Raw genomic sequence first — 26,921 nt, 5'->3', positions numbered from 1 at the left:
CCTCCTGGTTGCCGTCCATCGTAACGCCGGCGTACGGTGTACCCATTCCGACGAGTACGCCGTACGCATAATGAGGGGAACGATGAAATCGAACTCGACGAAAGCGGTGCCGAAGCGCTGGCTCGGGCTGGCCGTACTGACCCTGCCCGTCCTGTTGACCTCGATGGACATCTCGATCCTGCACCTGGCGATCCCCGCCATCACCGAGGATCTGGCGCCGAGCACCGGCCAGATGCTGTGGATCCTGGACGTCTACGGCTTCTTATTGGCCGGTCTGCTGATCCTGATGGGCGGCCTCGGCGACCGAGTGGGACGTCGACGTCTGCTGCTGATCGGCGCCGTGGTGTTCGGCGCCGCCTCGGTACTGGCCGCCTTCGCCGACAGCCCGGAATGGCTGATCGCCGCCCGCGCCTTGATGGGCATCGGCGGGGCGACCCTGATGCCGTCGACCCTGTCGCTGATCAGAACCATGTTCGACGATCCGACCGAACGCAGCCGGGCGATCGCGGTGTGGACGGCCGCGCTGGCGGGCGGGGTGGCGCTGGGCCCGATCATCGGCGGGGTACTGCTTCAGTACTTCCCCTGGGGCTCGGTGTTCCTGATCAACGTGCCGGTGATCCTGCTGCTGTTGGCCGCGGCGCCGCTGCTGATCCCCGAGTACCGACACGCCACCCCGAGCCCGCTCGACCCGCTCAGCGTCGCGTTGTCCTTCCTCGCCATCCTGCCGATCGTCTGGGCGGTCAAGACCGGCGCCGAGGAGCTGGCCGTCACCGCTGGGATGCTGATCGCGATCGCGGTCGGCATTCTGGCGGGCATCGTCTTCCTGCGGCGGCAAGGCAGGCTCACCACCCCGTTGGTCGATGTCTCGCTCTTCGCCAACCGTCGCTTCACCGGTTCGGTGCTCGCCGGGGCGCTGGCGATGTTCTCGCTGGTCGGCCTGACGCTGTATCTCAGCCAACATCTGCAGCTCGTCCTGGATTTCTCGCCGCTGACGGCCGCGCTGTGGATGCTGCCCATCACCGCCGGGATAGCCGCTGCCGCCATCACCACGTCGGCGTTGGCCGCCCGCGTCGGACCGGGCCCGATCTTCGGTGTCGCGGCCGGATTGGCCGCCACCGGGATGATCGTGGTAAGCCTGACGCCCGCCGACGGCGGATTGGCGCAGATCATCGTCGGTGCCGTGCTCGCCGCGACCGGCATCAGTCCCATCACCACGCTGGCCACCGACGTCGTCGTCGCCACGGCCCCACCCAGCCAGTCGGGGTCGGCCTCGGCGTTGGCGGAGACGGCCAACGAACTCGGGGCCGCGTTCGGCATCGCCGTGCTGGGTTCGTTGGGATCGTTGGTCTATCGGGCGGAGGTGGTGGCCGAGCTTCCGGCCGGCCTTGGCGGTGAGCTCGAACAGATCCTCGGTTCCAGTCTCGGCGCCGCCCTGGGCGTCCTGAACACGATGCCCACGGAGATGGCCGCGCCGCTGATGGAACTGGTTCGGGAGGCCTTCGTCGAAGGGCTCGCCGCCGCGACCTTGGCGGGCGGGGTGGTGCTGGGTGTACTGGCGGTGCTGGTGTCGCTGCTGCTGCGGGGTCAGCGGCCGACCGGGCAGACCGAGTGAGCATGAGGCCGGCCACGCCCCATGCTCACTCCCCCGCCTCGGTGAAGCCGATCAGTCCTCGTGCTCCACTCCGTCGAGCTGATCGGTGGTGACCGAGCGAAGCGCGATCGCCGCGAAGATCCCCAAGCCGATGAGGATCGCCGCACCGACCGTGCTCGCGGCACCGATGCTGTCGGTATATGCGATGAAGGCGAGCTCACGGAAGTCGCTGCCCTCCTGTGCGAGGGCGACGGCACTCGTGACCGTCTCCGCGGCAGGCGTACCGGCGGCGGCGGTCGAGTCCATCCCGGACCGATAGACCGCGGTGGCCACCGTGCCGAGGGTGGCGATGCCGAGTGCGGCGCCCAGTTCGCTGCCCGTCTCGGAGATACCCGCCGCCGCCCCGGCGCGTCCGGGGGGCGCGGTGGCCAGGATGAGTGAGTTCGCCAGTGTTCCGACGACACCGATGCCGAAGGTCAACACGGTGTAGCCGCCGACGAACATCAGGAGCGGCGAGCTGGGCTGGGTCATCGCGACGACTAGGAAGCCCGCCGCTCCCACGAACAGACCGATCGCCAACAGCACGGACGGACGAATCCGTGCCGCCAGCAGGGCACCTGCGGTAGCGCCGAGAAGCGTGCCGACGAAGGTCGGCAGGGCCCAGAGTGCAGCCGCCAGCGGGCCGAGTCCGTGCACCGTCTGCAGGAAGGTGAAGGTCAGCAGCCCCAGCCCGGCCGCAGCGAAGGAGACGGCGGCGTTCGACCCGGCCGCGGCGCTGAACGCGGTGTTACGCAACAGCGCCAGATCGATCAGCGGGTGCTCGAGTCGGTTCTGCCGTCGCGCGAAAAGAGCGAGGAACAACGCTCCGATCACCAGCGCACTGATCGACATCGCATCCACGCCGTACTCGACGAAGTGTTTGACGGCGAAGACCAGGGCCAGGATCGCGATCAGGCTGAGCACCGCGCTGATCAGGTCGAAGGAACCCGGATTCGGGTCGCGCGATTCCTCGATCAGGAAGGGGACCGTAGCCAACAGCAGGACCATCACCGGGATGTTGATGAGGAAGACCGATCCCCACCAGAAGTGCTCCAGCAGTACCCCGCCCACGATCGGACCCGCCACGGCGCCGCCGGTGAAGGCGACCGTCCAGGCGCCCACCGCCGCCCGCCGCTGGCCCGCATCAAGGAACATCCCCCTGATCAGGGACAACGTCGAGGGCGCCAGGGTCGCCGCGCCGACCCCGAGCAGGGCGCGAGCGGCGATGAGCATCTCCGGAGTCGTGGCGAAGGCGATCACCGTGGAGGCGGTCCCGAACAGCACCGCGCCGATGAGCAGCAATCGCCTGCGACCGATGCGGTCACCGAGGCTGCCCATGGTGATCATCAGGCCCGCCATCACGAAGCCGTAGACGTCCATCATCCACAGCCACTGCGTCGCCGTCGGGGCGAGCGCCTCGGAGATCGCTGGCGAGGCCACGAAGAGCACCGAGATGTCCATCGAGGTCAGCAGGGCGGGCAGCAATAAGAAGGGCAGCGCCCACCACGTCCTCGCGGTGGCGCGCTGGGTCGAAGTCGTCATGGTTCGATCGTACGTACGTACAAATTCGTGTCAATACGTACGTCCGTTCAAATGCTCTACGCTGGGTGCTATGAGCCAACGGGACGACCTACTCGCCGGGGCACGGAAGTGCCTGATCGAGAAGGGCTACAGCGCGACGACCGCCCGCGACATCGTGGCGGCCTCTGGCGGCGCCCACCTCGGATCGATCGGATACCACTTCGGATCCAAGGACGCGTTGATGAACACCGCCGTGATGGATGCGGCCAGCGAATGGGGCGACACCGTAGAGGCGGCGGTCCGCTCCGCCACCGACGATGAAACCGCGGACCAACGCTTCGAAACCCTCATCACAGCGTTGCTAGCCGCAATCCCCGAGGACCGACCGTTGCTCATCGCCAGCATCCAGGCGTTCGCCCAAGCCCAGTTCGACCCGGCGATGCGCGAGAAGTTGGCAGCCGGATACGGGGAGGCACGAACCGCGTTCGCGTCGATGTTGCTCGGTCAGACGCCCGATTCCGTTGACGATGCCGCCGTCCGAGGCCTCGGCTCGGCGATCTACGCCATGGTCACCGGCTACATCGTGCAGGCAATGATCGACCCAGACTCGATGCCCGACGCTCAGGACGTGGTCGCAGGCATCCGAATGCTGATGCCATCAGACTGAGCAAAGCGACACGGAACCGGTGTGGTCCGGCGTAGCCCGACGGACATGCGACGCTGTCCGACATGACCCGCCCGCTCTGCCTGGCGCAGGACTCCGAAGCCGACGCCCTGCTGGCCCGCGACCCGTTCGCCTTGCTCTGCGGAATGTTGCTCGATCAACAGATTCCGATGGAGAAGGCATTCAAGGGGCCGAGAGATCTCGCGGCGCGCATGGACGGCTTCGATCTTCGGCGGATCGCCGAGGCCGAACCGACCGAGTTCGCCGAGATCGCCGCCAGGACACCCGCGATCCACCGCTTCCCCGGCTCGATGGCCAAAAGGCTGCAAGCCCTGGCGCAGTATCTGATCGAGCACTACGACGGCGAGCCCGAGGCGATCTGGACACGCGACGAGCCGACCGGTGAGCAGGTGCGGACTCGGTTGCAGGCACTGCCCGGTTTCGGCGAGCAGAAGGCCCGAATCTTCCTGGCGCTGCTGGGCAAGCAACGCGGCATCCAACCCGCAGGTTGGCGCGAGGCGGCGGGGGCCTACGGCGGGGAAGGCGCCCGACGTAGCGTCGCCGACGTCGTCGACTCGCAGACCCTCGCGGCGGTCCGCGCCACCAAGCAGGCCGCGAAGAAGGCGGCGAAGGAACAGAAGTAGCCTTACTCGACTTACGTCGATGCCGCAGCTGGTCATCAGTAAAAATTGCACACTACAGACTGATCAATCCTGACTAGCAGGGCAACCACTAAGACCAGGTCATTCCTATGGGCAGCTAGCGAAACTTGCGGCTCCCCATCGGGAAGTCCCAACATCACCGCGTAAGATCATGGTCTACGATAGACAGAGTACGCAAGACCGGGGTTTGAAATTTCAAAGAGAGAGTCGCCAATGACAGCAGCGAACGCCGACGAGACGGTACAACTGATCGATTCGGTAGACGATGCAGTTTCCTCTGTACGGACACGTCAGTTGGATCTATCTTTCAACGAGCTTGCCGATATGTACACGACGGGCGAACTTGTTGTACAGCCCGAGTATCAAAGGCTATTTCGCTGGACTGAAGGCGCGCAATCACGCTTCATTGAAACACTAATCCTGGAGCTCCCGGTTCCTCCAATATTTTTGATGGAGACAGAAGAGAACGTTTATGAACTCATCGACGGCCTGCAGCGCGTCTCGTCATATCTGAATTTCCGAGGCCTCCTCAAAGTTGGAGAAGGCGATGCGCAGCAACCGCTGAAACTTGAAGACTGCGATATAGTTGAAGAACTAAACGGACACACTTATGAATCCTTGCCACCTGCCCTTGTGCGTCGCCTGAAGCGCAATTTCATACGCGCAGAGATCCTGCGAAAAGAGAGCGACGCTCGCCTTCGTTACTACATGTTTAAGCGCCTAAATTCGGGCGGAGAACCACTCGAGCAGCAGGAAATTCGCAACTGCACAATCAGGCTTCTTAATCCCGATTTTAACGATACCGTTATCAAACTTTCCCGTAACGATGATTTTAAATACTGCATCAGCACAGTCGCTGAAGCTCAAAAAGAAAAAAGATACGATGAAGAATTGGTGCTGAGGTTTCTCGCCTTCCTCAAACGCGGTGACGAGTACCGGCACGAGCTTGGCGAATTCCTAACAGAGTACATGGAGGATGCGTCCGACCCCGATGGTCCGAGCATTAAGACATGGGATCCGGTAGCCGATCCAGCAACTTTTGAAAAGACCTTCAAGATTCTACGCCTAGCAGCAGAATCCAATGAAGCAGTAGGACCGAAAGTCTTCGGCTCCGTCAACGCATCAGGAAAAATCCGCGGACAATTTGCAGTATATCATTTCGAGGGTTTCGCTTTCGGCTTGCAAGGAATCCTAGAGCGCCTCGATCCAAGCAATACAGAACAAATGAAAAAACTTGGCAGTGCCATCGAAAGAATTAAGGGAGATAGGACACTTCGCGAGTTTACCGGCGGAGGAAAGAACACGGCTCCCGCATACCGTGCGCGGGTGCAGTTTTTTGCCAACGAAATAGAAAAGGACATCTAACACTGTGTCCGCCTCTCCACTAGTGTCACTCAGAGCCGCCCTTGAAGGGGAGCTCACATGGAGGCGAGTCGAAATCAAGGATCTGCGGAACATGCTCTCCGACAGTTCATCGGCACGCGTCAAGAATAGCCATAAACGTGCGATAATAGTAATGCTTTACGCACACCTAGAAGGATTCGTCCGGTCTGCACTTGAAGAGTACGCCACGACTATAAACAAATCTCAGATAACACTAGGGGAAGCGAAGAAGCAACTAACTGCGGCCTGCCTAAGCGATGCCTTCAAACGGTATCGAACTCCCGAGAACGTCGATCGAAATGACATGTCCGCCTCAAAGGCACGCCAAGTCATGCGCGATGCAGAACTTGTGGAGTCAGTCCTGGACGTACGCGATCAATTAGTTTCGCTGGACGTGCAGAAAATCTGCTCTACCGACTCAAATCTTACCCCAAGCATACTTCGCAGAAATCTTCAACTACTAGCACTCGATGACCACAGATTTCGCCGGTTCGTAGACAAGCTTGACGGACTACTCAAAAAAAGAAACGCTATCGCCCACGGAGAGCAAATGCGCGTTGCCGAGCACGACGATCTAAGCCATCTCGAAAACGACGTCTTCGAGCTTTGCGAAGTTCTAATGCTCGACATCTACGCTGCAGTTCGAAATGAGAGCTTCAGACGCGCGAATGAATGAGCAGGGTCAATCCACCATAGGTTGGGCTACAAGCGAAGCACAACCGCCGTCGGCGCGGCGGTCCGCGCCACCAAGCAGGCAGCGAAGAAGGCGGCGAAGGAGCAGAAGTAGCCGAGGTCGGATCGTCGTACGGCGACCCCCGACCGCCGTGCTCGGTGTTCAGGAGTCGCAGCGGGCCAGGAATGCCTCCCGCTCGGCCTCGCTGAGCAGGATGCAGAACTCGTTGCCCTCCGGGTCGGCGAGCACCATCCATCCGCCGCCCTCCGGCGTGCGCAGGTCCTCGACCTCGCGAGCCCCCAGGGCCAGCACCCGCTCGATCTCCTCGGCCTGAGTCCGATCGGTCGGGCGAAGGTCGAAGTGAATCCGGTTCTTGATCGACTTTCGTTCGGGCACCTCGATGAAGAGGACCCGCACCGATCGATCGGGCGACATGATCAGGCACTCCTCGTCGCCCGGCGCACCCGGTTCGTCGGGGTCGCCGGTCATGCCCAGCACCTCCGCCCACCAGCAGGCCTGCGCGAAGGCATCGTGCGCGTCGATGGCGGTGTTCGCGATCCGGCTCGTCATGCCCGCACCCTGGCACAGCTCCTTCCGCTCCCGCGATCGAAATTCGGTTCGGCCAGTCCTGCTCAGGCGACACGAAGGACGAGTGATCGTCAGGCGGTAAGCCTGGACACGGTTAATCCGGCCATAGCAAAACCATGGAAAACTTCCGACGACAGACGGCAACACGTTGTTCACAGCACGCGGCCGGCCCCCGGCGCCCTACTCCTGCGCCAATAGTTCCTTCGCCAAGGCGGCGTCGGTCACCAAGGTCGTGATCAGCCCACCGCGCAGGGCGGCTCGAACAGCGGTGGCCTTGCCGGAGCCGTAGGCCAGTGCGACGACCTCGTTGGTTGCGTGCAACTGCTCGAAGGTGATGCCGATGGCCCGGGATTGCAGGCCGTCGGCCAAGGGACGTCCCTGGGCGTCCAGCAGGATTCCGCAGAGTTCGGCCACCGCGCCCTTGGCGGCGAACGCGGCCCGCTCCCTGGGTTCCAGAACACCGTGCACGGTGGAGGTGCCCGTCGACCAGCCGCCGATGGAGACGACCGCGGCGGTCAGCTCCCCGCAGCGTTGCATGGCCTTGGCCACGTCGGAGTGGCCGCGCAGGGCGGCGGCGCTGGAGGCGTCCGGCATGACCAGCGGCGCATAGAAGGTGACTGCCGTGCCGCCACCCGCCTGGGCGGCTCGCCGGGTCAGCTCCAGGGAATGGTCCTCGACGTCGGGTTGTGGCACGGCACCGCAGAGCTGCACGACGGTGCAGCGGGGCAGCACGGTGAGCCGCGCGCTCATCCGTTGCAGCGAACGTCCCCAGGCCACGCCTAGGACGTCGCCCTCGCCGACGATCTCACCGAGCAGCCGTGCCGCGAGCCCGCCGACGTGGTCCCGCAGATCGTGATCGGGTTCGCCGGAGACGTCGGCGACCACCGCCGCGCGCAATCCGAAGACGGCGCGAAGTCGGTCCGAGAGCTCGACGTCCACTCCCGGAGGCCTGCCGATCTCGATGCGGACCAGCCCGGCGGCCTTGGCCGAATCGAGTAGCCGGGCCACCTTGAAACGACTGATGCCGAACTCCTGCGCGATCTGCACCTTCGAGTGCGAGTCCAGGTAGAAACGCCGCGCGACAGCGGTCGTCAGCAGGAGTTCCACCGGACCGATGTCGCCCGGCTCCACGGTCACGGGGCGCTCGGTCATCGCGGCCATCCTACGCGGACCACGATTGAGACTCGGTTCATCGACTGTCCTCCTCGCGCTGTTGACATGCACATACGTCAGGGTATTCACTCTTCCAACAAACGAGCAGGGCAATGCTCAGATGAGCGATACAAGGATGTGGACATGCGAGCAGCGATCATCGACGAGCCGGGCGCAATCCGGGTGGGTGAGGTCGCCGACCCGACCCCCGGCGCGACGGACGTGGTGGTCAAGGTGGGCGCCTGCGGGATCTGCGGCACCGATCTGCACATCGCCGACGGCGAGTTCCCGCCCGCCCCGTTCCCGCTGGTCCCCGGCCACGAGTTCGCAGGCGAGGTGGTGGAGGTCGGCTCCGACGTCCGCACCGGGATCAGCGTCGGCGACCGGGTGGCGGTGGATCCCTCGCTGTTCTGTGGTTACTGCACGCCCTGCCGCACCGGACGCGGGAACCTGTGCGCGAACTGGGGCGCCACCGGGGACACCGTCGACGGTGCCTTCGCCGAGTACGTCGCCGTGCCCGCCGTCACCGCCTACCGGCTGCCCGATTCGCTGAGCATGGGTCAGGGCGCGCTGGTCGAGCCGCTGTCCTGCGCCGTGCACGGCCTCGACGTCTTCGGCGCCTCGATCGGCGAGCGCATCCTGGTCGTCGGCGCGGGGACCATGGGTCTGCTGCTCACCCAGCTGTTGGTCGGCAGCGGCGCACGGGTCTCGGTGGTGGACCGCAACGCGGCGCGACTGCCGTTGGCGACGCAGTTCGGCGCCGAACACGTCGCGACCAGTGTCGCCGAGTTGGACGCCGCCCCGTTCGATGCCGCAGTGGACGTGACCGGCGCGCCCAAGGCCATCGAGGACGCCTTCGACAGTCTGCGGCGTGGGGGCAGGCTGCAGATCTTCGGCGTCGCGGCGGACACCGCTCGCATCAGTCTCTCGCCCTTCCGTATCTACAACGACGAGATCCGCATCGTCGGTTCGATGGCCGTCCTGGACAGCTTCGAGCCCGCGCTGCGCTTGTTGGAGACCGGGCAGGTCGACACCACGGGGTTGATTAGCCACACCCTGCCGCTCGAGGAGTTTCCCGAAGCCGTGGCGATGGTGCGCGCGGGCACGGGAGTAAAGGTCCAGATCGCTCCCTGATCACCGGGAGGGCTGGGCTCGCACCACTTGCGTGGACGTACAGGCAGGCATCCGCGAGAGACCACCTTCGAAGGAGGACATCGGTGTCCACCGCCGGTTCACCGCGATATCCCCACCGTCGCCGACACAGAGCCACCACCATCCCCCTGGCTCTGGTCACCACGACGGCTTTGTTGGCCGGTTGCACGGGCGCGGGTGACCTGGGCGGCGGCGACGGCCGCACCAGACTCACCGTGGCGATCGTGTCCAACCCTCAGATGCAGGACGCCATCGCGCTGTCTCCTCGATTCGAGGAGGAGTTCCCGGATGTCGACCTGGAGTTCGTCAGCCTGGCCGAGAACGAGGCTCGGGCCAAGATCACCGCATCGGTGGCCACCGGCGGCGGCGAGTACGACGTCGTGATGGTCAGCAACTACGAGACCAAGATGTGGGCGGAGAACGGCTGGCTGGCCAATCTCCAACCCTCGATCGACGCCTCCCCGGACTACGACCACGAGGACTTCATCCCCACGGTCCGCGAGTCGCTGTCCTATCAGGACGACATGTACTCGGTGCCGTTCTACGGCGAGTCCTCCTTCCTAGCCTACCGGGAGGACCTGTTCGAGGAGGCCGGGCTGGAGATGCCCGCCAATCCGACCTGGCCGGAGATCGCGGAGTTCGCCGAGCAGCTCAAGGACCCGGAAGAGGGCCGCGTGGGCATCTGCTTACGCGGGCTGGCCGGTTGGGGCGAGAACCTCGCCCCGCTCAACTCGGTGATCAACACCTTCGGCGGCCGCTGGTTCGACGAGAACTGGAACGCGCAGCTGACCTCCCCCGAGGTGCGCGAAGCGGTCCAGTTCTATGTGGACCTGGTCCGGGAGCACGGCCAACCGGGCGCGGCGACCAGCGGTTACTCCGACTGCATCACCAGGTACAGCCAGGGCCAGGCGGCGATGTGGTACGACGCCTCGGCGATGGTGGCCTCGGTGGAGAACCCCGATGACAGCGTCGTCGTCGGTGAGAGCGGTTACGCCCCGGCGCCGGTCGTGGACACCGACACCTCGGGTTGGCTGTTCACCTGGGCGTTGGCCATTCCGGAGACCTCGGAGAACAAGGACCTGGCCTGGGAGTTCGTGTCCTGGATGACCGACAAGGACTACCAGCGGATGGTCGGCGAGGAGTTCGGTTGGCCGAGGGTCCCCCCGGGCGCCCGCGAGTCGACCTACGAGATTCCCGAGTACGCGGCCGAGGCGCAGGCCTACGCCGAACCCACGCTCGATGCGCTGGCCAGTGCGAACGAACTCGACCCCAGCGTCGCCCCGGTGCCCTACGAGGGCATCCAGTTCCTCCGCATCCCCGAGTTCCAGGACCTGGGCACCCGGGTGGGGCAGCAGATCTCGGCCGCCATCGCGGGATCGGTGACCGTCGACGAAGCGCTCGAGCAATCGCAGCGCTACGCCGAGACCGTCGGCCAGACCTACCGGAAGTGAGGGCCGTTTCGAGATGACCACTCTCGACGCCGCGCCAGCGAGCGAGGCCAGACCACCGACTCCCCCGTCCACCCGCACCGCGACCGCCGCCAAGCGCAAGGGCGGCTGGATCCGACGCGCGCCGCTGCTGCCTGCGTTGATCTTCGCGATCATCGTCACGCAGCTGCCCTTCCTACTGACCATCTTCTACTCGCTGCAGTCCTGGAACCTGGTTCGCCCGGGTTCGCAGGAGTTCGTCGGTCTGGCGAACTACGTGGCGGTGTTCACCGACAGCACCTTCCGCACCGCCGCGCTGAACACGATCCTGATCACGGCAGGCTGCGTGATCATCGCGATGGTGATCGGCATCGGCCTGGCCATGCTGCTCGACCGGCCGTTCAAGGGCCGGGGCATCGTGCGGACCCTGCTGATCACGCCGTTTCTGATCATGCCGGTGGCCGGTGCACTGCTGTGGGAGACCACCATCTTCCACCCGCTGTTCGGGCTGTTGAACTTCGTGCTGAGCCCGTTCGGCGTGGACAGCGTCGCGTGGGTCAGCCAGTATCCGATGGCCTCGGTCATCGTGGCGCTGGTCTGGCAGTGGACGCCGTTCATGATGCTGCTGGTGCTGGCCGGGTTGCAGAGCCAGGCCAAGGACCAGTTGGAGGCCTCGGCCACCGACGGCGCGAGCGCCTGGCAGACCTTCACCCTGATCACGTTGCCGCACCTGCGCCGCTACATCGAGCTGGGTCTGCTGCTCGGCTCGATCTATGTGGTCAACACCTTCGACACGATCTACCTGATGACGCAGGGCGGGCCGGGCACCGACACCACCAACCTGCCGTTCTACCTGTACCAGCGGGCGTTCCTCGGCTTCGACGTCGGTCAGGCCGCCGCGCTGGGCGTGGTGGTGGTCGCCGGGACGATCATCGTGGCGACCGTGGCGCTGCGCGTGATCTTCCGCAGCTTCGGCAGGGAGGAAGCATGACCGTCACAGTCGACGACGCCAGGCGAGTCGAGACCGAGCCTGCCGGGCCGCCGAAGCGGACCGGTCGGGCCGTGCGGGGCGTTTTACTGAGCGCGCTGGCCTGGATTCTCGGGTTGGCGTTCTTCTTCCCCGTGCTGTGGATGGTGCTGACCGGTTTCAAGACCGAGGCCGAGGCCTTCCAGTCGCCGCCGACGCTGTTCTTCGTGCCGACCCTGGAGCAGTACGCCGGGGTCTTCGAACGCGGTGTCGGGCCGTACCTGCTGAACTCGCTGTGGGCGACCACTGCGTCGACCCTGCTGGTGATCGTGCTGGCCGTTCCGGCGGCGTACGCACTGTCGATCCGGCCGGTGAAGAAGACCAGCGACGTGCTGTTCTTCTTCATCTCGACCAAGATGCTGCCCGCGGCGGCGGTGATCGTGCCGCTGTACGTCACCACGCAGACCTTCGGTATCGCCGACAACATCTGGACGCTGACCGTCCTCTACACCGCGATGAATCTGCCGATCGCGGTGTGGATGATGCGCTCGTTCCTGATGGAGGTCCCGCCGGAGATCCTGGAGGCAGCCCACGTCGACGGGGCGACCCTGCCTCAGACGCTGCGAAGGGTGCTGTTGCCCGTGGTGGCGCCGGGAATCGCGGCGACGGCGTTGATCTGCGTGATCTTCTCCTGGAACGAGTTCTTCTTCGCGGTGAACCTGACGGCGGCCAATGCGGCGACCGTGCCGGTCTTCCTGGTGGGCTTCATGACCAGTGAGGGTCTGTACTGGGCGCAGCTCTCGGCGGCCGCCACGCTGGCCTCGCTGCCGGTGGTGCTCGCGGGCTGGATCGCGCAGAAGCAGCTGGTGCGCGGCCTGTCGATGGGCGCGGTGAAGTAAGCCCGATCGGTTCGGGATCGGCTTTCTCGAGCATCCCCGAGAAAGCCGACTCGACTCCGACGCGAGAAGGCCCGGCGCTGTGGGCGGCGCCGGGCCTTTCGCATGGGTGGGCACGGATCGCGGGTGCCGGTGCCCGCCATTCGGCTCGGGCTCAGCCCGAGACCGTTGCGTCCTTGATGATCTCCAGCACGGTGTCCCGGATCTCGGTGAGCATCCGTAGTCCGTCGGCGGCGGTGTTGCGAAGCTGCTCGGCGTCGGCTCGCTCCGGCCCGAGCAAGGCGGTCACCGCCGCGCCGAGCACCTTTCCCGAGTCGACGATCTCCAGTGGTGGGTTGTGCTTCTGCTGTGCCACGACGAAGCCGGTGATGAGCGCATGCAGGGCGAAGGCCTGATCGGTGAGTGCCCAATCCGTCCTGGCCAGTCCGTCGCGACGCCAGAGCGGCAGCACCCGGTGCATCACCGCGCGCGGTCCCAACGTGTCGACCAGCCGTTTCGCTCGGGGGTCGGCGACCAACACGCCGAGCAACTCGTCGTCCTCGCCGTCCAAGGCGCTCACGAAGTAGTGGTCGGCGGCGGTGCCCAGCAGGTGCGGCAGCATTCGGGAGGGCCGGGCCAGTTCGGGGTCTGCGGTGAGGATGGCGATGTGTTCGTCGGCGACCGCGAGGAAGTCGCGGCCGATCAACTCCACCAACAGGTCTTCCTTGGTCGCCCAGTAGAGATAGACGGTGCCCTTGCCGACGTGCGCTTTCCTGGCGACTTCGGCGATGGTGATGCCTCGATTCCCTCTGGCCCGCAACATCTCACCGGCGGCGGCGAGGATGCGGGCCGCTTTCGGCGAGGTTCGGTCAGGCAGATCTGGCAACGATGTCCCCCTCGGCCGGGCCGGGCGCACGAGTCTCGCCCAGGATGACCCCGACGATATCGACATCCTTCGCGGCGGTATTCGGAGTCACCTTGTCGCGGAGCAACCTGCCGAGCCGGGAGCGCCCGAACCTGGAGGCCCCGAAGCGGAAGACGAGTCGCCGCAGGTTGATCTGCCACTGCTTGTCGACCAGGAAGATCTGTCGGTCCTCGGTGGCGCTGCGCTGATAGCGGTCGAGATACGGGCGCAGGGCGCCTTCCCATTCGCGCAGGGCGGTGGCGAGGTCGCCGGGGTGCCGTTCGAGCAGGACGCCGAGTAGATCGGCGGCGGCCAAGCCGGTGGAGGCGCCCATCCCCGCATACAGCGTGACGCACCAGGCTGCATCACCGATCAGCACGACCCGGCCGCGATGCCAGCTGTCCATTCGCACCTGTTCGACGGAGTCGAAGAGCAGTTCCTCGGTGTTCGCCATGACGTCGAGGACATCGCCGAGGGTTCGCCCGAATGGTTTGTCGCCGAACACGGCCCGGATTCGGTCGACGGGTGGCTCGGCGAACTCCGCGTCGACATCCTCGGTCCGATAGGACAGCAGGATCGTCGGATCGTGGTCGGCGAACGCGAAGACCGACATACAGCGACCGGGTTCGAGCATGTTGGCGCCCTCGCCGGGGGCCAGTCCCGCAGGCGTGCCGGGGTAGTGGAAGGCGGCGACGATGTAGCCGAGTCGGTGCAGGTACTCGTCGTGCGGGCCGAAGACCAGCGACCGGACGGTGGATCGGAGACCGTCGGCACCGACGACCAGGTCGAACCGCTCCGTCACCGAGGTCCCGGCTGCCGTGTCCAGCAGTGTCACGTCGACGCCCGCTGCGTCCTGCTCGATGGCGGTCGGCACGGTGGAGTACCGCACCTCGACGTCCTCGGGCAGGGCGGAGAACACGCCCTTCTCGACGTCGCCGCGCAACAACATCCACGGCCGCCCGGGGAAGTCGGCGAAGGACAGCCCCGGATACCGGGTGGAATCCCGATCCAGTTCGATGTTGGGCTTCCAGGGATTGCGATCGTGGATCGCATCGAGCACCCCGAGCCGTCGGGCTGCGGCCTGACCAGCGCCGAAGAGCGCGATGAAGTGTCCGCCGGATCGCCGCGCAGGCGCCCGCTCGATGAGCACCGGAGTCCAGCCCGCCCGATGCAACCGGGTGGCCGTGGCGATGCCGCTGATGCCCATTCCGACCACGAGAACTCGTCCTGTGTTCCGCTCGTCCATGATCTGGATACTACTGACCAGAATAGTCAGATGGTCAGTCAGTGGCGTGCGTCACCGTTCTGTATTGCACCGCCGGATTGCGTCGACCTTGCCCTCGACCGGTCCCACCAGCATGTCCCGGCCCGTTTGGGCGTCACCCGATCCGGGCAACCGACGAGTTCTGGTCGCGGAGAACACGCATGTCGGAAGGGGAGCCCGAGGATGAAGGCCGTCGTTTGGCATGGGACCGGGGACATCAGGCTCGACGAGGTACCCGAACCCAAGATCGAGGAGCCCACCGACGCGATCGTCCGCGTGACCCGCAGTGCGATCTGCGGCACCGACCTACACATGGTGCGCGGAACGCTGCCCGGCATGGTTCCCGGCACGGTGCTCGGCCATGAGGCCGTCGGCGTCGTGGAGGCCACCGGCTCCGCCGTGCGCGGCTTCACCAAGGGCGACCGGGTCGTGGTGTGCTCCACGATCGGGTGTGGTGCCTGTTCGTACTGCCGCGCCGGTTACTACGCGCAGTGCGACGTGGCGAATCCGAATGGCCCGGGGGCGGGCACCTCGTTCTTCGGCGGCCCCAAGGGCACCGGGCCGGTGCACGGTCTGCAGGCCGACTACGCCCGCGTCCCCTACGCCGCCACCACCCTGGTGCGGGTGCCCGACTCGGTCACCGACGACGAGGCGATCCTGGTCTCCGATATCTTCCCCACCGCCTGGTTCGGGGGTCGGCTCGCCGAGATCGGCAGCGGGGACACGGTGTTGGTCCTCGGGGCCGGGGTGGTCGGCCAGTTCGCCATCGTGGCCGCGAAACTACAGGGCGCGGGCCGGGTACTGGTGGTCGACGGCGAGGACACCCGACTGGCGATGGCGCGGCGGCAGAACGCCGAGACGATCGACTTCAACAGCGAGGACCCGGTGGCGACCGTGCGGGAGTTGACCAGGGGCATCGGCGTCGACCGGGTCATCGAGGCGGTGGGAGTCGATGCTCAGCGCCCGACGAGCGGCCCGGCGGCCGCCGAGTTGGACCAGCTGGCCGAGGAATTCGAGCGCGAGCGACACCAGGCCGCCCCACACGCCCATCCGCAGGAAGGTCAATGGGTGCCCGGCGACGCACCGAGCCTCGCGGCCCGCTGGGCGGTCAGCGCGGTGGCCAAGGCCGGGACGATCGGCGTCATCGGGGTCTACCCGCCCGGCTTCACCACGTTCCCGTTCGGCGAGGCGATGAACAAGAACCTCACCATCTCGATGGGTAACTGCAACCACCGTCGCTATGTGCCCCAACTGCTGGACCTCGTCGCCGCAGGCACCGTCACGCCCTCGGCGTTCATCACCCAGCAGGTGGCGCCCGCCTCCGCGATCGAGGCGTACCAGACCTTCGACCGCAGGCAGGAGAACTGGCTCAAGACGGTACTCACGGTCTCCTGATCCGTCACGCCCGATGCTCGCGCCGAGCGGCGGGGGATGCGAGCCCACCCACCCGGCGCGAGCCCACGCGGTCAGGCGAGCAGGGCCTGCGGGGCGCTCTGGGCGATCCGCGTCCGCAACCAGGTGAGTTGGCGTTCCGTCTCCGCAGCGCCCGCCGCCACCACGGCCAACAACCGGCGATCGCGTAGCGCCTGCCCCGCCTGGTCCACCACGGTCCAACTGGTCGCCACGAACGACGCCAACAGGTGCGCATCCTGGAGATCACGCAGCAGCCCGACGCCGCCGGAGCGCTCGCCGGATTCGCTGCCCGCGATACGCAACAGTTCCGGTTCGGACTGCGGTCGAGCCCCGTAGTGCTCGATCAGCGGGTCGAGCCGCTCCAACACCGTGTCGATGCGGCCCGCCAGCACCGCCCCGAGATGCGCGAAATCGGGTTCGCTCGGATGGGCGGACCCGAGCTTGCGCAAGGCCGTCGCGAGGCTGCGTTGCGCATCGGACACCATGCCGAGATAAGCCGCCAGTGCCATGCCGGTCACGTCCTCGGAGTCGTCGGGGAAGTGGAGGTGCCGGGCGCGGGCACGCCGTGCGTGTGGGTCGGCGTGGACGGCGCGGCAGGTGGCCGAGCGCTGCCGAGTGACTCCCGGACCTCGGTGTCACCGGCCGCCCGGGTGGCCGGTATCCCCGGATCACATGGTGCGGAGGCCCCGGTGGTCGGCGCAGGCGCCGGTTCCCTACCGGGCGCGACGCGGATCAAGCGCACCGCGGAGATGACGAACAGCGGTTGCTTGGACACCGGATCCCACATCGTCCGGGTCAGCTCGTTCGCCGCCCTCGGAGCGGATTCGCCGTCACGCGCCCCGGTCGGCGGCCCGCCCGCCGCGCCGTCGACATCCCAGTAGCCGTAGTGGAACGGCAGGAACACCGTGCCCTCCCGGCCCCGGCCGATGCGCGCGGGCACGCACACATAACCCCGGCGGGACTCCACTCGCACCAGGTCTCCCTCGCTGATGCCCGCCCGTTCCGCGTCGGCGGCCGCGAGCTCCACCCACGGCCGGGGCGCCGCCCGCCGCAGGGCCGCCGAACGGCCGGTCTTGGTCCGGGTGTGGAAGTGGTAGACGGTGCGGCCGGTGGTGCACGCCAACGGATAGTCCTCGTCGGGGACCTCCTCGGGCGGGGTGTACTCGGCGGCCTTGAGGAAGGCACGCCCGTCCGGTCGGATGGCCCGGTACTGCTCGGCGGACACGGCGCCGCCAGTGAGCAGATCGTGGCCGTAGGTCTCACAGACCTGCGGATCGGTGGGGAACACACCGTCGGCATAGAGCCGATCCGAGCCGTCGGGATGCTCCGGCGTGCAGGGCCAAGGGATCCCCGAGCCGTTCTCCCGCAAGCGCTGATAGGACAGTCCCGTGTAGTCGCACAGCCTGCCGCGCGAGCACTCCTGCCAGCCTCGGAACGCGCCTTCGGCGTCCGACCACGGCGGCAGCGGATTGTCGTCCCGGTCCCGCAGGTCCATCCGACGCGCATAGTCCAGGAAGATGTCGAGGTCCGCGCGCGCCTCGCCCGGCGGCTCGACGGCCCGGTCGGACAGGTGCACGGTTCGGCTGGCGTTGGTGAAGGTGCCCTGCTTCTCACCCCACAGCGCGGCGGGCAGCACCACGTCCGCGAACTCCGCGGTCTCGGTGCGGAACCCGTCCTGGACGATGACGAAGAGGTCCGCACGACGCAGGATCTCGCGCACCCGCGCCAGATCCGGCAGCGATACCGCGGGGTTGGTGGCCGAGATCCACAGCAGTCGAACCGAACCCTGCTCGGCGTAGCGCCAGATCTGCATGGCGTGGGTGGGCGGACCCCAGTGCGGAATCTGGAGCTCGTCGACGTTCCACAGGTCGGCCAGCTCCGCGATGTGCTGCGGGTTCGCCCAATTGCGGAAGCCCGGCAGATCCCCGTTGGCGCCGGTCTCCCTGGTGTTCTGCGCCGTCGGTTGGCCGTTCATCTGCAACAGTCCGCAGCCCGGCCGCCCGAGCATCCCGCGCAGCAGATGCAGATTGTTGACCTGGCAGGAGGCCGCCGTGGCCTGATGCGACTGATAGAAGCCCTGCAGGACGGTGGAGAGCACCCGGTCGGCGGTGCCGAAGATCTCGGCGGCCCGCCTGATGTCCTCGGCGGGCACCTCGCAGATCGACGCGACCCGCTCGGGGGTGTAGGAGTCGACCACCGAGGCCAGCTCGTCGAAGCCGATGGTGTGCGCGGCGAGGTAGTCGCGGTCGATCCACTCGTTGACGATGATCTCCCGGATGAGCCCGTTGAGCAGGGCCTGATTGGTGCCGGGCATCGGGGCGAGGTGCACGCCGCCGGAGGCCAGGGCCGCCTCGGCGACGCGGGTCCGCCGGGGGTCTACGGCCACCACCTTCGGCGGCGAGGCGCCCGCGAGCCGATCGAGCAGTCGGCTCCACAACACCGTTTGGGTCTCCGCCATGTTGTGGCCGAACAGGAACACCGCGTCGCAGAAGTCGAAGTCGGTGTAGCTGCCGGGTTGGCCGTCCGAACCGAAGGACTCCTTCATGGCGGCGGCCGAGGTTGCCGTGCACAGGCGGGTGTTGCCGTCGAGATGCGGCGTGCCCAGACCTGCCGCGCTGATGACGGCGAGGGTGTAGTACTCCTCCAGGAACAGCTGGCCGCTGGTGTAGAAGGCGTGGGACAGCGGACCGTGGTCGGCGAGCAGGCTGCGGGAGCGGTCCACGATGTGCGTCATCGCGGTGTCCCAATCGGTCTCGGTCAGTTCGCCGTCCACGCGGATCAACGGTCGGGTGAGACGGTCGCGGGTGGAGTCCGGCCATGATCCGTACAGCCCTTTGGGGCCGAGTCTGCCGTGGTTGATCGTGTCGGTGGCGCGGCCCCGGATGCCCACCATCCGACCGTCCTTGACCGCTATCTCGCAGCCGCAACCGTTGCTGCACAGCACACATGCCGAGCCGACCCACCGATCGACGTCGGCCTCCTCGACCCCGTCGTCCAGGTGTGAGTCGACCCGTACCGGCCACGGCAGGTCGCGGTCGTACGGGGTACGGGTGCCCCAGATATCCGTGATGCGATCCGTCATGCGGGTTCCTCTCCCACCGGCTGCACATCGTCGGTCCGCGAGTACCCGGGATGATCGAAGCGGAAACCACCAGGTCTCGGGTGATCTGGTGAAACTCGGGGGCGTAGTCCACAGTGGACGAGCGACGCGATCTCGGTGACCGGAGCAGCACGAGCGGCGATCCCCGGCACGGTCCCGCCGGAGCGACACGCCGCAAGCCGTGCGTCGGCCTGCACCGATCACCCCTTTTCGTTGACACGGCAAACACTATTCGCGAGGTCCCGGCCGCGACTCGAGAGTTCCGATCGCACAACAGCGACCGGAAATTCTGCGTACACCTATGGGATAGGTGAGTATTTCCCGGGAACCGGTTGCGTATCTCTGTTCTCGCTACGAGGTCGAAACGATTCGAATTCGCATTGTCCCCATGGGTACCCACACCTCCAATCGGTGGTCCGGCTCGAACGCGGGAATCCATGGGAACGACCACGAATACCGGCTCCGGCGCTCGAGGAACCGATCGATCCCGCCGGAATCCCGGTGTACGCGAGTCGAGTCGACGGAATACTCGACGAGCGTGATCGCGGGTGCGCAGACAAGGGCGGCCTGGGCGATCAGCCCCTGGCCTGACGCAAGCCGATCCGACCGCCCCTCATCGGAGGATCGCCAGCCGTCGCCTCACACCGCCACCAGCCTGCAACGGGGCGAACCCAACCGACACACCGATGGCCCGACCGAAGTCGACGTGCGGCACACGGTCGGATCGCGCATCGGCCCGGACCCGCGATACAGCCGCCACCCGAGGCAGGCCGAACCCCGGCACGGAGGGCGGGGCGACGACACATCAATCAGGCCGTTCGCGGAGGTAGTCGACGCAATCGGGGCCCTGGGCAAACCATTCGATGATCGACTTCAATCCGGTCGGCATCCAGCGAATTACTGTCCGATCATTGGTCTATACCTTCACGCGTCCGACCTCGGCCAATTCTCATCTACTCCCCCATCTTCCGCTTCGCGCCCGCCGAACCCGCCATCGGCGGCTTCCGGATTCCGCGTCACGCACGCCTTCGGCCTGCGCGCTTCCCCGCCGCTCTACCGGTTCGCCTGCCCGCGCGCCCTCCTGTTCGCGCGCGGCTCGCGGCGGATCGAGCACCCGGGTGCTTTCGGGGCTCCTGCCGGGCGGTCGGAGGGTTGGGCGTGAGCCGGTCTCGCAGCCACTCCCACACGCGGATCACCATCGAACGCCGGTCGACCACGCCCAGCGCGACCAGCGGTCTCCTGCGATTCTCGGGTTCCCACGCCACCGGGATGGCCAACTTCGGTGCCAACACCACCCACCAGCGCGCATCCCGTCGCACCGGCGCCCACGACGGTCGGTTCCATTCCAGCCGCGCCTGCACGACTCCGAGGCCCGAGGTGAGCCGGGCTCGCCGTCGCGCGGGCACCGCATCGACGCGGCAGCGGGCGATCAGACGTCGCCCGGCCAGTTCGAAGAGGTCCCGGGAGCGGTGGATGCAGGTCGTGGCGTCGAACGGCCTGCCACCGCCACCGGTCCGGCACGGCAGGACGTACTCGTCGTCCTGCCCCGCCACCAGGTAGAACTCGGCCGGTCGAGTACCGGACCAGCGCGGCGCCCTGCTGGCCGCCCTGGCCGTCGGGGCCAGCCTGGCCCGTAGTTCTCGGCGGGCGACGTCGATGTCGGTGGAACCGCCGCAGTACTGCTGAAACCGCTCGACCGCGTGTGGGAGTAATTCGATCTGGTCCAACAGTCCTGCGCCGGAGAGGGTCAGCGGGGCGGCCGAGGGTCTGCGGCGTTCCGGGAAGATCACGCAGTTGGTGCCGATCCACTGCGGAGCACCGTCGCGATCCTCGGCCAAGGGCAGCAGCACCTCGTCCTTGATGACCAGGAAGTAGCCCGACCTGCTTCGACGGCCGACGACCGAGGCGGGCAGCCGGTCGGTGATCGTGCCGTTGACGCGGATCTGCTCGGTCAACCAGGCCCGCGCCGAGTCCTGATCGGCGAAACCCAATGCCTCGGCGCAGCTACGTGCGCAACGGTCGGTCACCACCACCGGCCAGTCGCCCCGGTCCACCAGCGTCCCCCTCGTCCATGTCCGTACCCACGGCGCAGCTCACCTCGAGGTGCCGGGCAGGCCGCCCACTCGTCGATCATGGTCGTCCATCCCGATGGGCCGCGAGACCCATCGCCTGATCGGCGGAATCATCGCTGGTCGGGCCGATGGTTTCACGCGCGGGAGGGGAATAGTCGCCGAGCCGGGCCCGTTGGCTGGGGTATGACCGATACGACGCAGGCACGTATACCGCTGGGCTCCTCCGACCTGCGGGTCTTCCCACTCAATCTGGGCGGCAACGTCTTCGGCTGGACCGCCGACGAGCAGCAGTCCTTCGCACTGCTGGATGCCTATTCGGCGGCGGGCGGCAACTTCGTCGACACCGCCGACGTGTACTCGGCCTGGGTACCCGGCAACCCGGGCGGTGTGTCGGAGCAGATCATCGGGCGCTGGGTCGCGGCCAGGAAGAACCGGGACGAGATCGTGTTGGCGACCAAGATCGGGGCTCGGGAGGACGCCAAGGGCTTGAGCGCAGCCAACGTCCGCAAGGCCACCGAGGCCTCCCTGCAGCGGTTGCAGACCGAGCACATCGACCTGCTCTACACCCACTACGACGACCCGACCGTGCCCGTGGCGGAGTTCCTCGGCGCGCTGACCGAGTTGGTCGGCGAGGGCAAGGTCCGCCACATCGCCGCGTCCAACATCGACGCCGAGCGGCTGACGGAGGCGTTGCAGGTCTCGGAGCGGGACGGACTCGCTCGCTACGTGGCGATCCAACCGCACTACAACCTGGTCTCGCGGGACACCTATGAGGGCCCGCTCGCCGCAGCCGCCGAGCAAGGCGGGCTCGGCGCGCTGCCGTACTACTCGTTGGCGTCCGGCTTCCTCACCGGAAAGTACCGTCCCGGGTCGACCGTCGAGAGCGCGCGGGCCGCAGGCGCGGGCGTCTACCTCGATTCGCCGCGCGGGCTCGCGGTGTTGGCCGCCTTGGACGCGGTAGCCGAGGCCCGTGGCGTCTCGGTGACGGCCGTCGCGCTGGCCTGGCTACGCGCTCAGCCCACGGTCGTCGCCCCGGTGGTCAGCGCCCGCACCACGGAGCAGCTGGAAGTGCTGCTCTCCTCGACCGAGGTGACGCTCGACGACGCGGAGGTCGCGGCGCTCACCTCGGCGTCGAGCTGACCTTCCGCACGCCGTCTCCGATTGAAGCGAGGAGCGAGCCATCCCGACCGACGACCGGACCGAGGTGCCCGTTCTCGATGAACTCCGGGCGTTTCCCCTGGTCCTCGGCGGGGTGGCCTTCGGTTCGGCTGCGGACACCCGCGAGTCGTTCGCCATCCTGGATGCCTTTCGCGCGGCGGGCGGGCGCCACCTCGACACCGCCGATCTGTTCGCCGCACCGCTGGCGGGCTATGTCGGGGGCGAATCGGAGACGGTCATCGGCCGATGGCTGGCCGCCCGGCGCTGTCGCAACGACGTCGTCCTGGCAACGAAAGTCGGTATCCGGCCCGGCCATGACGGTCTGCCCGCCGCGACCGTTCGGGCCTCGGTGGAGGCGTCCCTGCGCCGATTGCGGACCGATCGGATAGACCTGCTCTATCTCCACGTCGATGAACCGGAGATACCGGTTGCGGAATTCCTCGTGGCAGTGGATTCCCTGCTGCGGGACGGGCTGGTGGGCCATCTCGGCGCCGCCGACATCACCGGTGCCCGGCTGGAGGAATCACTCGCCACCGCCGAGCACGGGGGCTTGGCGCCGTATGTGGTGGTGCAGCCGCCGTTCAGCCTCGTCAGACAACAGTATTTCGACGCAGGACTACGTGAAGTCGTGTCTCGACGCCGGATCGGTGTACTCGCGCGTGAACCGCTGCACACTCCGGTCTTCAGCACGGCCAACAGCGCGGTGCCTGCTTCGGTGGGCCTTTCTGCCGCCATTGCGCGGAGCTACCGGCGGGCCGGGTATGTCCGGGGAACCGCCGTGGTGGACGAACTGCAGGCGATCGCGCAGGAACGCGGCGTCCATCTCGGGGCGATCGCGCTGGCGTGGGTCCGCACGCGGGACGCGGTCCTCGCGCCCGTCAACAGTGTCCGAACCGTCGAGCAGCTGGAGGTGTTGCTCGCCTCTGTCGGGGTGACGCTCAGCTGCGCGGAGATCGAGCGGCTCGATACGGCGGCGCGCCGGCCCTGAGGAATGGTGTTCGGCGGCCCCGCCGAGTTCCACCTACGAGTGAGGGCACCCTCATTCGATGGTGAGAGCCAAGAGGTTCGTTGCGGACGGTCGACCACGCAGGCGCATACCGTGATCTTCGCAGTGCGCTTTAGGTCGTCCACAGCAACTCGGAGAATATCCCGCTGCTTTACCCGAACGTATTGACACATGCCGCTCGACCGGCCCACCGCATCGGTCGCACTCTTGCCCGGACCCGTCACGCACCGATGGCACCAGAGCTGACCTGCATCGCAGTGCGAGTAATACGAACACTCTCATCGACGGTCGATCCCGGCCGGATCACGACCGACCCCCGTGGCATCATGTCCACTCGCATGCGGAAAACTACCGCGCGGTCCACTGTGGACGATAAGCTCCACTATGGACTTCTAGCCGGGAATGTGTTTGGTCCTCACGACCTCAGGCGTTCATCGGGACAAAACGAACTACTTCGCATGGTTACAGTGGTTCACCCTTGCGGAGTAATGCAGAATGGTGCGGCCGGGTGAGCCGATCACGCAAGTGCTCACTCACCTCGCCCCGTAACCGACCGTCGATGCGCACAGCCGGAGTTGATCAATGAAGCGAATTCCGACCTGGCTTGGCAGGCGACAGACGATCCGGTCGCGAGTACTGGCGATCGCGCTCATTCCGAGCATCGCGCTGCTCGTCCTCGGAATCGGCGCAGCCGGTTACCTGCTCAACCAGGGCAACACCGCGCGGGAATGGTCGAACGTCGTCGAGGCGGCCATCGACCCACAGGTCCGATTCATCACGGAACTGGAGGAGGAGCGCAGGCTCAGCCTGCTGCGGTTGGCCGGGGACACCCAGGATTCGGGGGATCTCGAACAGCAACGCACCCAGGTGGACTCGGTCCTCGTCGAGACTGGTGAGGTCGATGCCGCGCTCCGCGAGCTGAACCCGGACGCGATGCGCTCGGCCAGCGATGTCTACGCCGACTCCCTCGATCAGCTCCCGACGATCCGCCAAGGCGTCGACACCGGACAGCTCCCGATCAGGGACGCCTACAACTTCTACAACCAGCTCGTCGACGTCATCGGCCTGACACTGCAGGGTGTCGCCCAGACCGCGCCGGATCCGGCCGCAGCGGGCGCCGAGGCGACCGCCACCGAGCTCTTCCACCTCGTCGAAGGTATGGCGCGCGCCAATGCGCTGGGTGCGGGCTCCATCGCATCCGGAGTCATCTCGGTCGAGGATATGCACGAATACCGACGCCAGGTGGACACCTATCACGTCGGTCTGGAGCAACTGCTGCCCCGCCTCACCTCCGAGGGCCGCGCAAGCTACGCCGAGATGACCCAGGGTGAGGCCTGGCAGCGGCTGACGTCGATGGAGAACGCCATCATCGACCGAGGACTGTCGACCTCGGCAGGCGGCGAACTCCCGCTGAACGTGCAGGCCTGGCAGGAGTCGGCGAGCGAGGTCACCGAGGACCTGCTCGGTCTGTGGAGTCAGCACCACCGCTACGCCCAACAGCTGGCGGCCACCAGCGGCCAGGGCACCTTCACCAACTCGCTGCTGGCGGGCGCGCTGGTCCTGATCATCGCCGTCGCCGCGATGGTGATCGCCGCCCGACTGTCCAACCGATTGATCCGCAGGCTCAAGAACCTCCGCAACGAGACCCTGGACTCCGCCGAGGTCAAGCTGCCCGCGTTGATCGAGCGGCTGAGCAAGGGCGAGGAGATCACGCCCGAGACCGACATCCCCCGACTCAGCGCCGGTGACGACGAACTCGGCGAGGTCGCGGCGGCCTTCGACAAGGCCCAGCAGGCCGCGGTCTCGGCCGCCGCGCAGGAGGCCAAGACCCGGGCGGGCATGAACGCGGTGTTCCTCAACATCGCCCACCGAAGCCAGGTCGTGGTGCGACGGCAGCTCGAGGTGCTCGACGAGGCCGAGAGCAAGCAGGAGGACCCCAAGCACCTGGAGTTGCTGTTCAAACTGGACCACCTGGCGACCCGTGCCCGCCGTAATGCGGAGAACCTGGTCATCCTCGGTGGCGAGCGTCCCGGTCGGCGGTGGCGCAACCCGGTTCCGCTCGACGAGATCGTCCGCAGTGCCGTCTCCGAGACCGAGGGCTACGCGCGGGTGCAGGCACTGCGGTTACCCGATGTGTCGATGGAGGGCGGTGTGGTCGCCGACCTCATCCACCTTCTCGCCGAGCTGGTGGACAACGCGACCTCCTTCTCTCCGCCGGACTCCCGGGTCGAGGTTCGCGGCAACCTCGTCGGCAAGGGCGTTGTGGTAGAGGTTGAAGATCAGGGACTCGGCATTCCAGAGAAGGAGCGGGAGCGGATCAACCACACGCTGCACGACCCGCCGAACTTCGAGGTCATGACGCTCTCGGAGCGGATGCGCCTCGGCCTCTTCGTGGTGGCCCAGCTGGCTCACCGGCACGGCGTCACGGTGACACTGGCCGAATCCGCCTACGGCGGTATCCACGCGATCGTGCTGATCCCGGCCTCGCTGATGGCAACCAAGTCCGAGGACGACCAGCGCACCGAGCTGCCTCGTCGCCAGGCCGCCCAGACGCTGCTTCCCGAACAGCGGGCCGAACGACGGTCCCGCTACGAACCGGCCGACGACGCGCCGAAGAACAAGCAGTCCGCATCGCAACCGGCTGTCACGACCTCCGATGCCGGTGCATCGTCGGGCTCGACCAACGGCAGCACCGTCGACCGCGATGCGCCCACGGCCGATCCCGACACCCGGGTCATTCCCGCCGTGGCGGCGGATTCCGGCAGCGAGACCGGCAAGACCACCGAACCCGACCCGATGGAGAACCCTGTTTCAGTAGCGTCCACGGCCACGCAACGCGAGGTCCCGACAGCGGCCGTGCACTGGCCTGAGGAGGACATGTCGTCCGAGAAGCCGACCACGCAGAGCTCCACCTCGTTGCCGCGTAGGCAATCCAGCGCCGGACTGCCGATCCGTACCCCTTCGGCATCGACGCCGTCCCCGTCGAAGGAGACGGCGACCCGGCCCGCCACCCCGCGTCCCCCGACGGCGGAGAGCACGCCCGGGGGCGCCTCGGCCTCCGGACCCGCGCCCGCCGGTCCCGCCGCTGCGGGCACCGCGCCGAAGGACACCCGGGCGCCCTTGCCGAGACGACGCAAGCAGCGCAACCTCGCGCCGCAGCTGACCGGTGAGATCCGGACGCCTGGTCCCGCTCCGACCGATATCCGCCCCGCTCGGTCGCCGGAGGAGGCGCGCGCCGCGATGTCGGCGTTCGTCCGAGGCAGTAAAGAGGGCCGTGACACTCAAACCAATCCAGACCTATAACGAAGAC

Annotated in this window: 21 protein-coding genes; 13 read left to right on the top strand and 8 right to left on the bottom strand. The window is 66.7% G+C overall.

The annotated features are described in order from the left end of the window. Positions 1-82 precede the first annotated feature (82 nt). Positions 83-1,612, top strand: coding sequence for an MFS transporter (locus tag BKA25_RS07330; RefSeq protein ID WP_157421191.1), 1,530 nt, complete (start codon positions 83-85; stop codon positions 1,610-1,612). Positions 1,613-1,663: 51 nt separating this feature from the next. Here the strand turns inward: BKA25_RS07330 and BKA25_RS07325 are convergent, their stop codons facing one another. Beyond that, a complete protein-coding gene (locus tag BKA25_RS07325; protein WP_069851062.1) occupies positions 1,664-3,172 on the bottom strand; it encodes an MFS transporter in 1,509 nt (502 codons plus the stop codon). 70 nt (positions 3,173-3,242) lie between these two features. Here BKA25_RS07325 and BKA25_RS07320 point away from each other — a divergent pair, with 70 nt between their 5' ends. The 4 genes from BKA25_RS07320 (at position 3,243) to BKA25_RS07305 (ending at position 6,536) form a co-directional block, all read left to right on the top strand. Continuing rightward, on the top strand, positions 3,243-3,818 hold the full coding sequence (locus tag BKA25_RS07320; protein WP_069851064.1) for a TetR/AcrR family transcriptional regulator: 576 nt from the start codon (positions 3,243-3,245) through the stop codon (positions 3,816-3,818). Between the two features lie 62 nt (positions 3,819-3,880). After that, entirely contained in the window at positions 3,881-4,459 is a 579-nt protein-coding gene (locus BKA25_RS07315) for an HhH-GPD-type base excision DNA repair protein (RefSeq protein ID WP_069851066.1), read from the top strand. Positions 4,460-4,690: 231 nt separating this feature from the next. Further along, positions 4,691-5,842: a DUF262 domain-containing protein gene (locus BKA25_RS07310; protein ID WP_084643274.1), complete on the top strand. Its 1,152-nt coding sequence runs from the start codon at positions 4,691-4,693 to the stop codon at positions 5,840-5,842. Between the two features lie 4 nt (positions 5,843-5,846). Then, complete coding sequence (locus BKA25_RS07305) at positions 5,847-6,536, top strand: MAE_28990/MAE_18760 family HEPN-like nuclease (RefSeq protein ID WP_157421192.1); 690 nt, start codon at positions 5,847-5,849, stop codon at positions 6,534-6,536. Positions 6,537-6,695: 159 nt separating this feature from the next. On the opposite strand, the gene BKA25_RS07300 is transcribed toward BKA25_RS07305, so the two are convergent. Both BKA25_RS07300 and BKA25_RS07295 read right to left on the bottom strand, forming a co-directional pair. Continuing rightward, the gene (locus BKA25_RS07300; protein WP_069851068.1) at positions 6,696-7,103 is read right to left on the bottom strand and encodes a VOC family protein; all 408 of its coding nucleotides are present in this window, start codon (positions 7,101-7,103) and stop codon (positions 6,696-6,698) included. Positions 7,104-7,301: 198 nt separating this feature from the next. After that, entirely contained in the window at positions 7,302-8,273 is a 972-nt protein-coding gene (locus tag BKA25_RS07295) for a sugar-binding transcriptional regulator (RefSeq protein ID WP_157421193.1), read from the bottom strand. A gap of 144 nt (positions 8,274-8,417) precedes the next feature. Here BKA25_RS07295 and BKA25_RS07290 point away from each other — a divergent pair, with 144 nt between their 5' ends. The 4 genes from BKA25_RS07290 (at position 8,418) to BKA25_RS07275 (ending at position 12,718) form a co-directional block, all read left to right on the top strand. Beyond that, positions 8,418-9,407, top strand: coding sequence for a zinc-dependent alcohol dehydrogenase family protein (locus tag BKA25_RS07290; RefSeq protein WP_069853929.1), 990 nt, complete (start codon positions 8,418-8,420; stop codon positions 9,405-9,407). Between the two features lie 140 nt (positions 9,408-9,547). Next, positions 9,548-10,876: an ABC transporter substrate-binding protein gene (locus BKA25_RS07285; protein ID WP_069853930.1), complete on the top strand. Its 1,329-nt coding sequence runs from the start codon at positions 9,548-9,550 to the stop codon at positions 10,874-10,876. Between the two features lie 13 nt (positions 10,877-10,889). Continuing rightward, a complete protein-coding gene (locus tag BKA25_RS07280; RefSeq protein WP_069851072.1) occupies positions 10,890-11,843 on the top strand; it encodes a carbohydrate ABC transporter permease in 954 nt (317 codons plus the stop codon). Further along, complete coding sequence (locus tag BKA25_RS07275; RefSeq protein ID WP_069851074.1) at positions 11,840-12,718, top strand: carbohydrate ABC transporter permease; 879 nt, start codon at positions 11,840-11,842, stop codon at positions 12,716-12,718. Before BKA25_RS07280 ends, BKA25_RS07275 begins: the two co-directional genes overlap by 4 nt. 151 nt (positions 12,719-12,869) lie before the next feature. On the opposite strand, the gene BKA25_RS07270 is transcribed toward BKA25_RS07275, so the two are convergent. Together BKA25_RS07270 and BKA25_RS07265 are read right to left on the bottom strand one after the other, a co-directional pair. Next, the gene (locus tag BKA25_RS07270) at positions 12,870-13,580 is read right to left on the bottom strand and encodes a TetR/AcrR family transcriptional regulator (protein WP_069853931.1); all 711 of its coding nucleotides are present in this window, start codon (positions 13,578-13,580) and stop codon (positions 12,870-12,872) included. Next, on the bottom strand, positions 13,564-14,844 hold the full coding sequence (locus BKA25_RS07265; protein WP_172803840.1) for an FAD-dependent monooxygenase: 1,281 nt from the start codon (positions 14,842-14,844) through the stop codon (positions 13,564-13,566). Before BKA25_RS07265 ends, BKA25_RS07270 begins: the two co-directional genes overlap by 17 nt. A gap of 201 nt (positions 14,845-15,045) precedes the next feature. Between BKA25_RS07265 and BKA25_RS07260 the strand changes: the two genes are divergently transcribed. Beyond that, positions 15,046-16,257, top strand: a complete 1,212-nt coding sequence (locus BKA25_RS07260; protein WP_069851077.1) for a zinc-dependent alcohol dehydrogenase — start codon at positions 15,046-15,048, stop codon at positions 16,255-16,257. Positions 16,258-16,328: 71 nt separating this feature from the next. Here BKA25_RS07260 and BKA25_RS07255 read toward each other — a convergent pair whose 3' ends face one another. The 3 genes from BKA25_RS07255 to BKA25_RS07245 all read right to left on the bottom strand — a co-directional run bounded on the left by BKA25_RS07255 (position 16,329) and on the right by BKA25_RS07245 (position 21,429). Continuing rightward, positions 16,329-16,784: a hypothetical protein gene (locus tag BKA25_RS07255; protein WP_069853932.1), complete on the bottom strand. Its 456-nt coding sequence runs from the start codon at positions 16,782-16,784 to the stop codon at positions 16,329-16,331. 5 nt (positions 16,785-16,789) lie between these two features. Beyond that, on the bottom strand, positions 16,790-19,357 hold the full coding sequence (locus tag BKA25_RS07250) for a molybdopterin oxidoreductase family protein (protein WP_069851079.1): 2,568 nt from the start codon (positions 19,355-19,357) through the stop codon (positions 16,790-16,792). A gap of 1,034 nt (positions 19,358-20,391) precedes the next feature. After that, complete coding sequence (locus BKA25_RS07245; RefSeq protein ID WP_069851081.1) at positions 20,392-21,429, bottom strand: hypothetical protein; 1,038 nt, start codon at positions 21,427-21,429, stop codon at positions 20,392-20,394. Between the two features lie 201 nt (positions 21,430-21,630). Here BKA25_RS07245 and BKA25_RS07240 point away from each other — a divergent pair, with 201 nt between their 5' ends. The 3 genes from BKA25_RS07240 (at position 21,631) to BKA25_RS07230 (ending at position 26,914) form a co-directional block, all read left to right on the top strand. Beyond that, the gene (locus BKA25_RS07240; protein WP_069851083.1) at positions 21,631-22,587 is read left to right on the top strand and encodes an aldo/keto reductase; all 957 of its coding nucleotides are present in this window, start codon (positions 21,631-21,633) and stop codon (positions 22,585-22,587) included. 64 nt (positions 22,588-22,651) lie between these two features. Next, on the top strand, positions 22,652-23,593 hold the full coding sequence (locus BKA25_RS07235) for an aldo/keto reductase (RefSeq protein WP_069851085.1): 942 nt from the start codon (positions 22,652-22,654) through the stop codon (positions 23,591-23,593). 600 nt (positions 23,594-24,193) lie between these two features. After that, a complete protein-coding gene (locus BKA25_RS07230) occupies positions 24,194-26,914 on the top strand; it encodes a sensor histidine kinase (protein ID WP_069851087.1) in 2,721 nt (906 codons plus the stop codon). The last annotated feature ends 7 nt before the right edge of the window (positions 26,915-26,921 follow it).

Origin of the sequence: Actinoalloteichus hymeniacidonis, assembly GCF_014203365.1 — a bacterium.
GTDB lineage: Bacteria > Actinomycetota > Actinomycetes > Mycobacteriales > Pseudonocardiaceae > Actinoalloteichus_A > Actinoalloteichus_A hymeniacidonis.
This window is presented reverse-complemented; position numbering and strand designations above follow the sequence as displayed.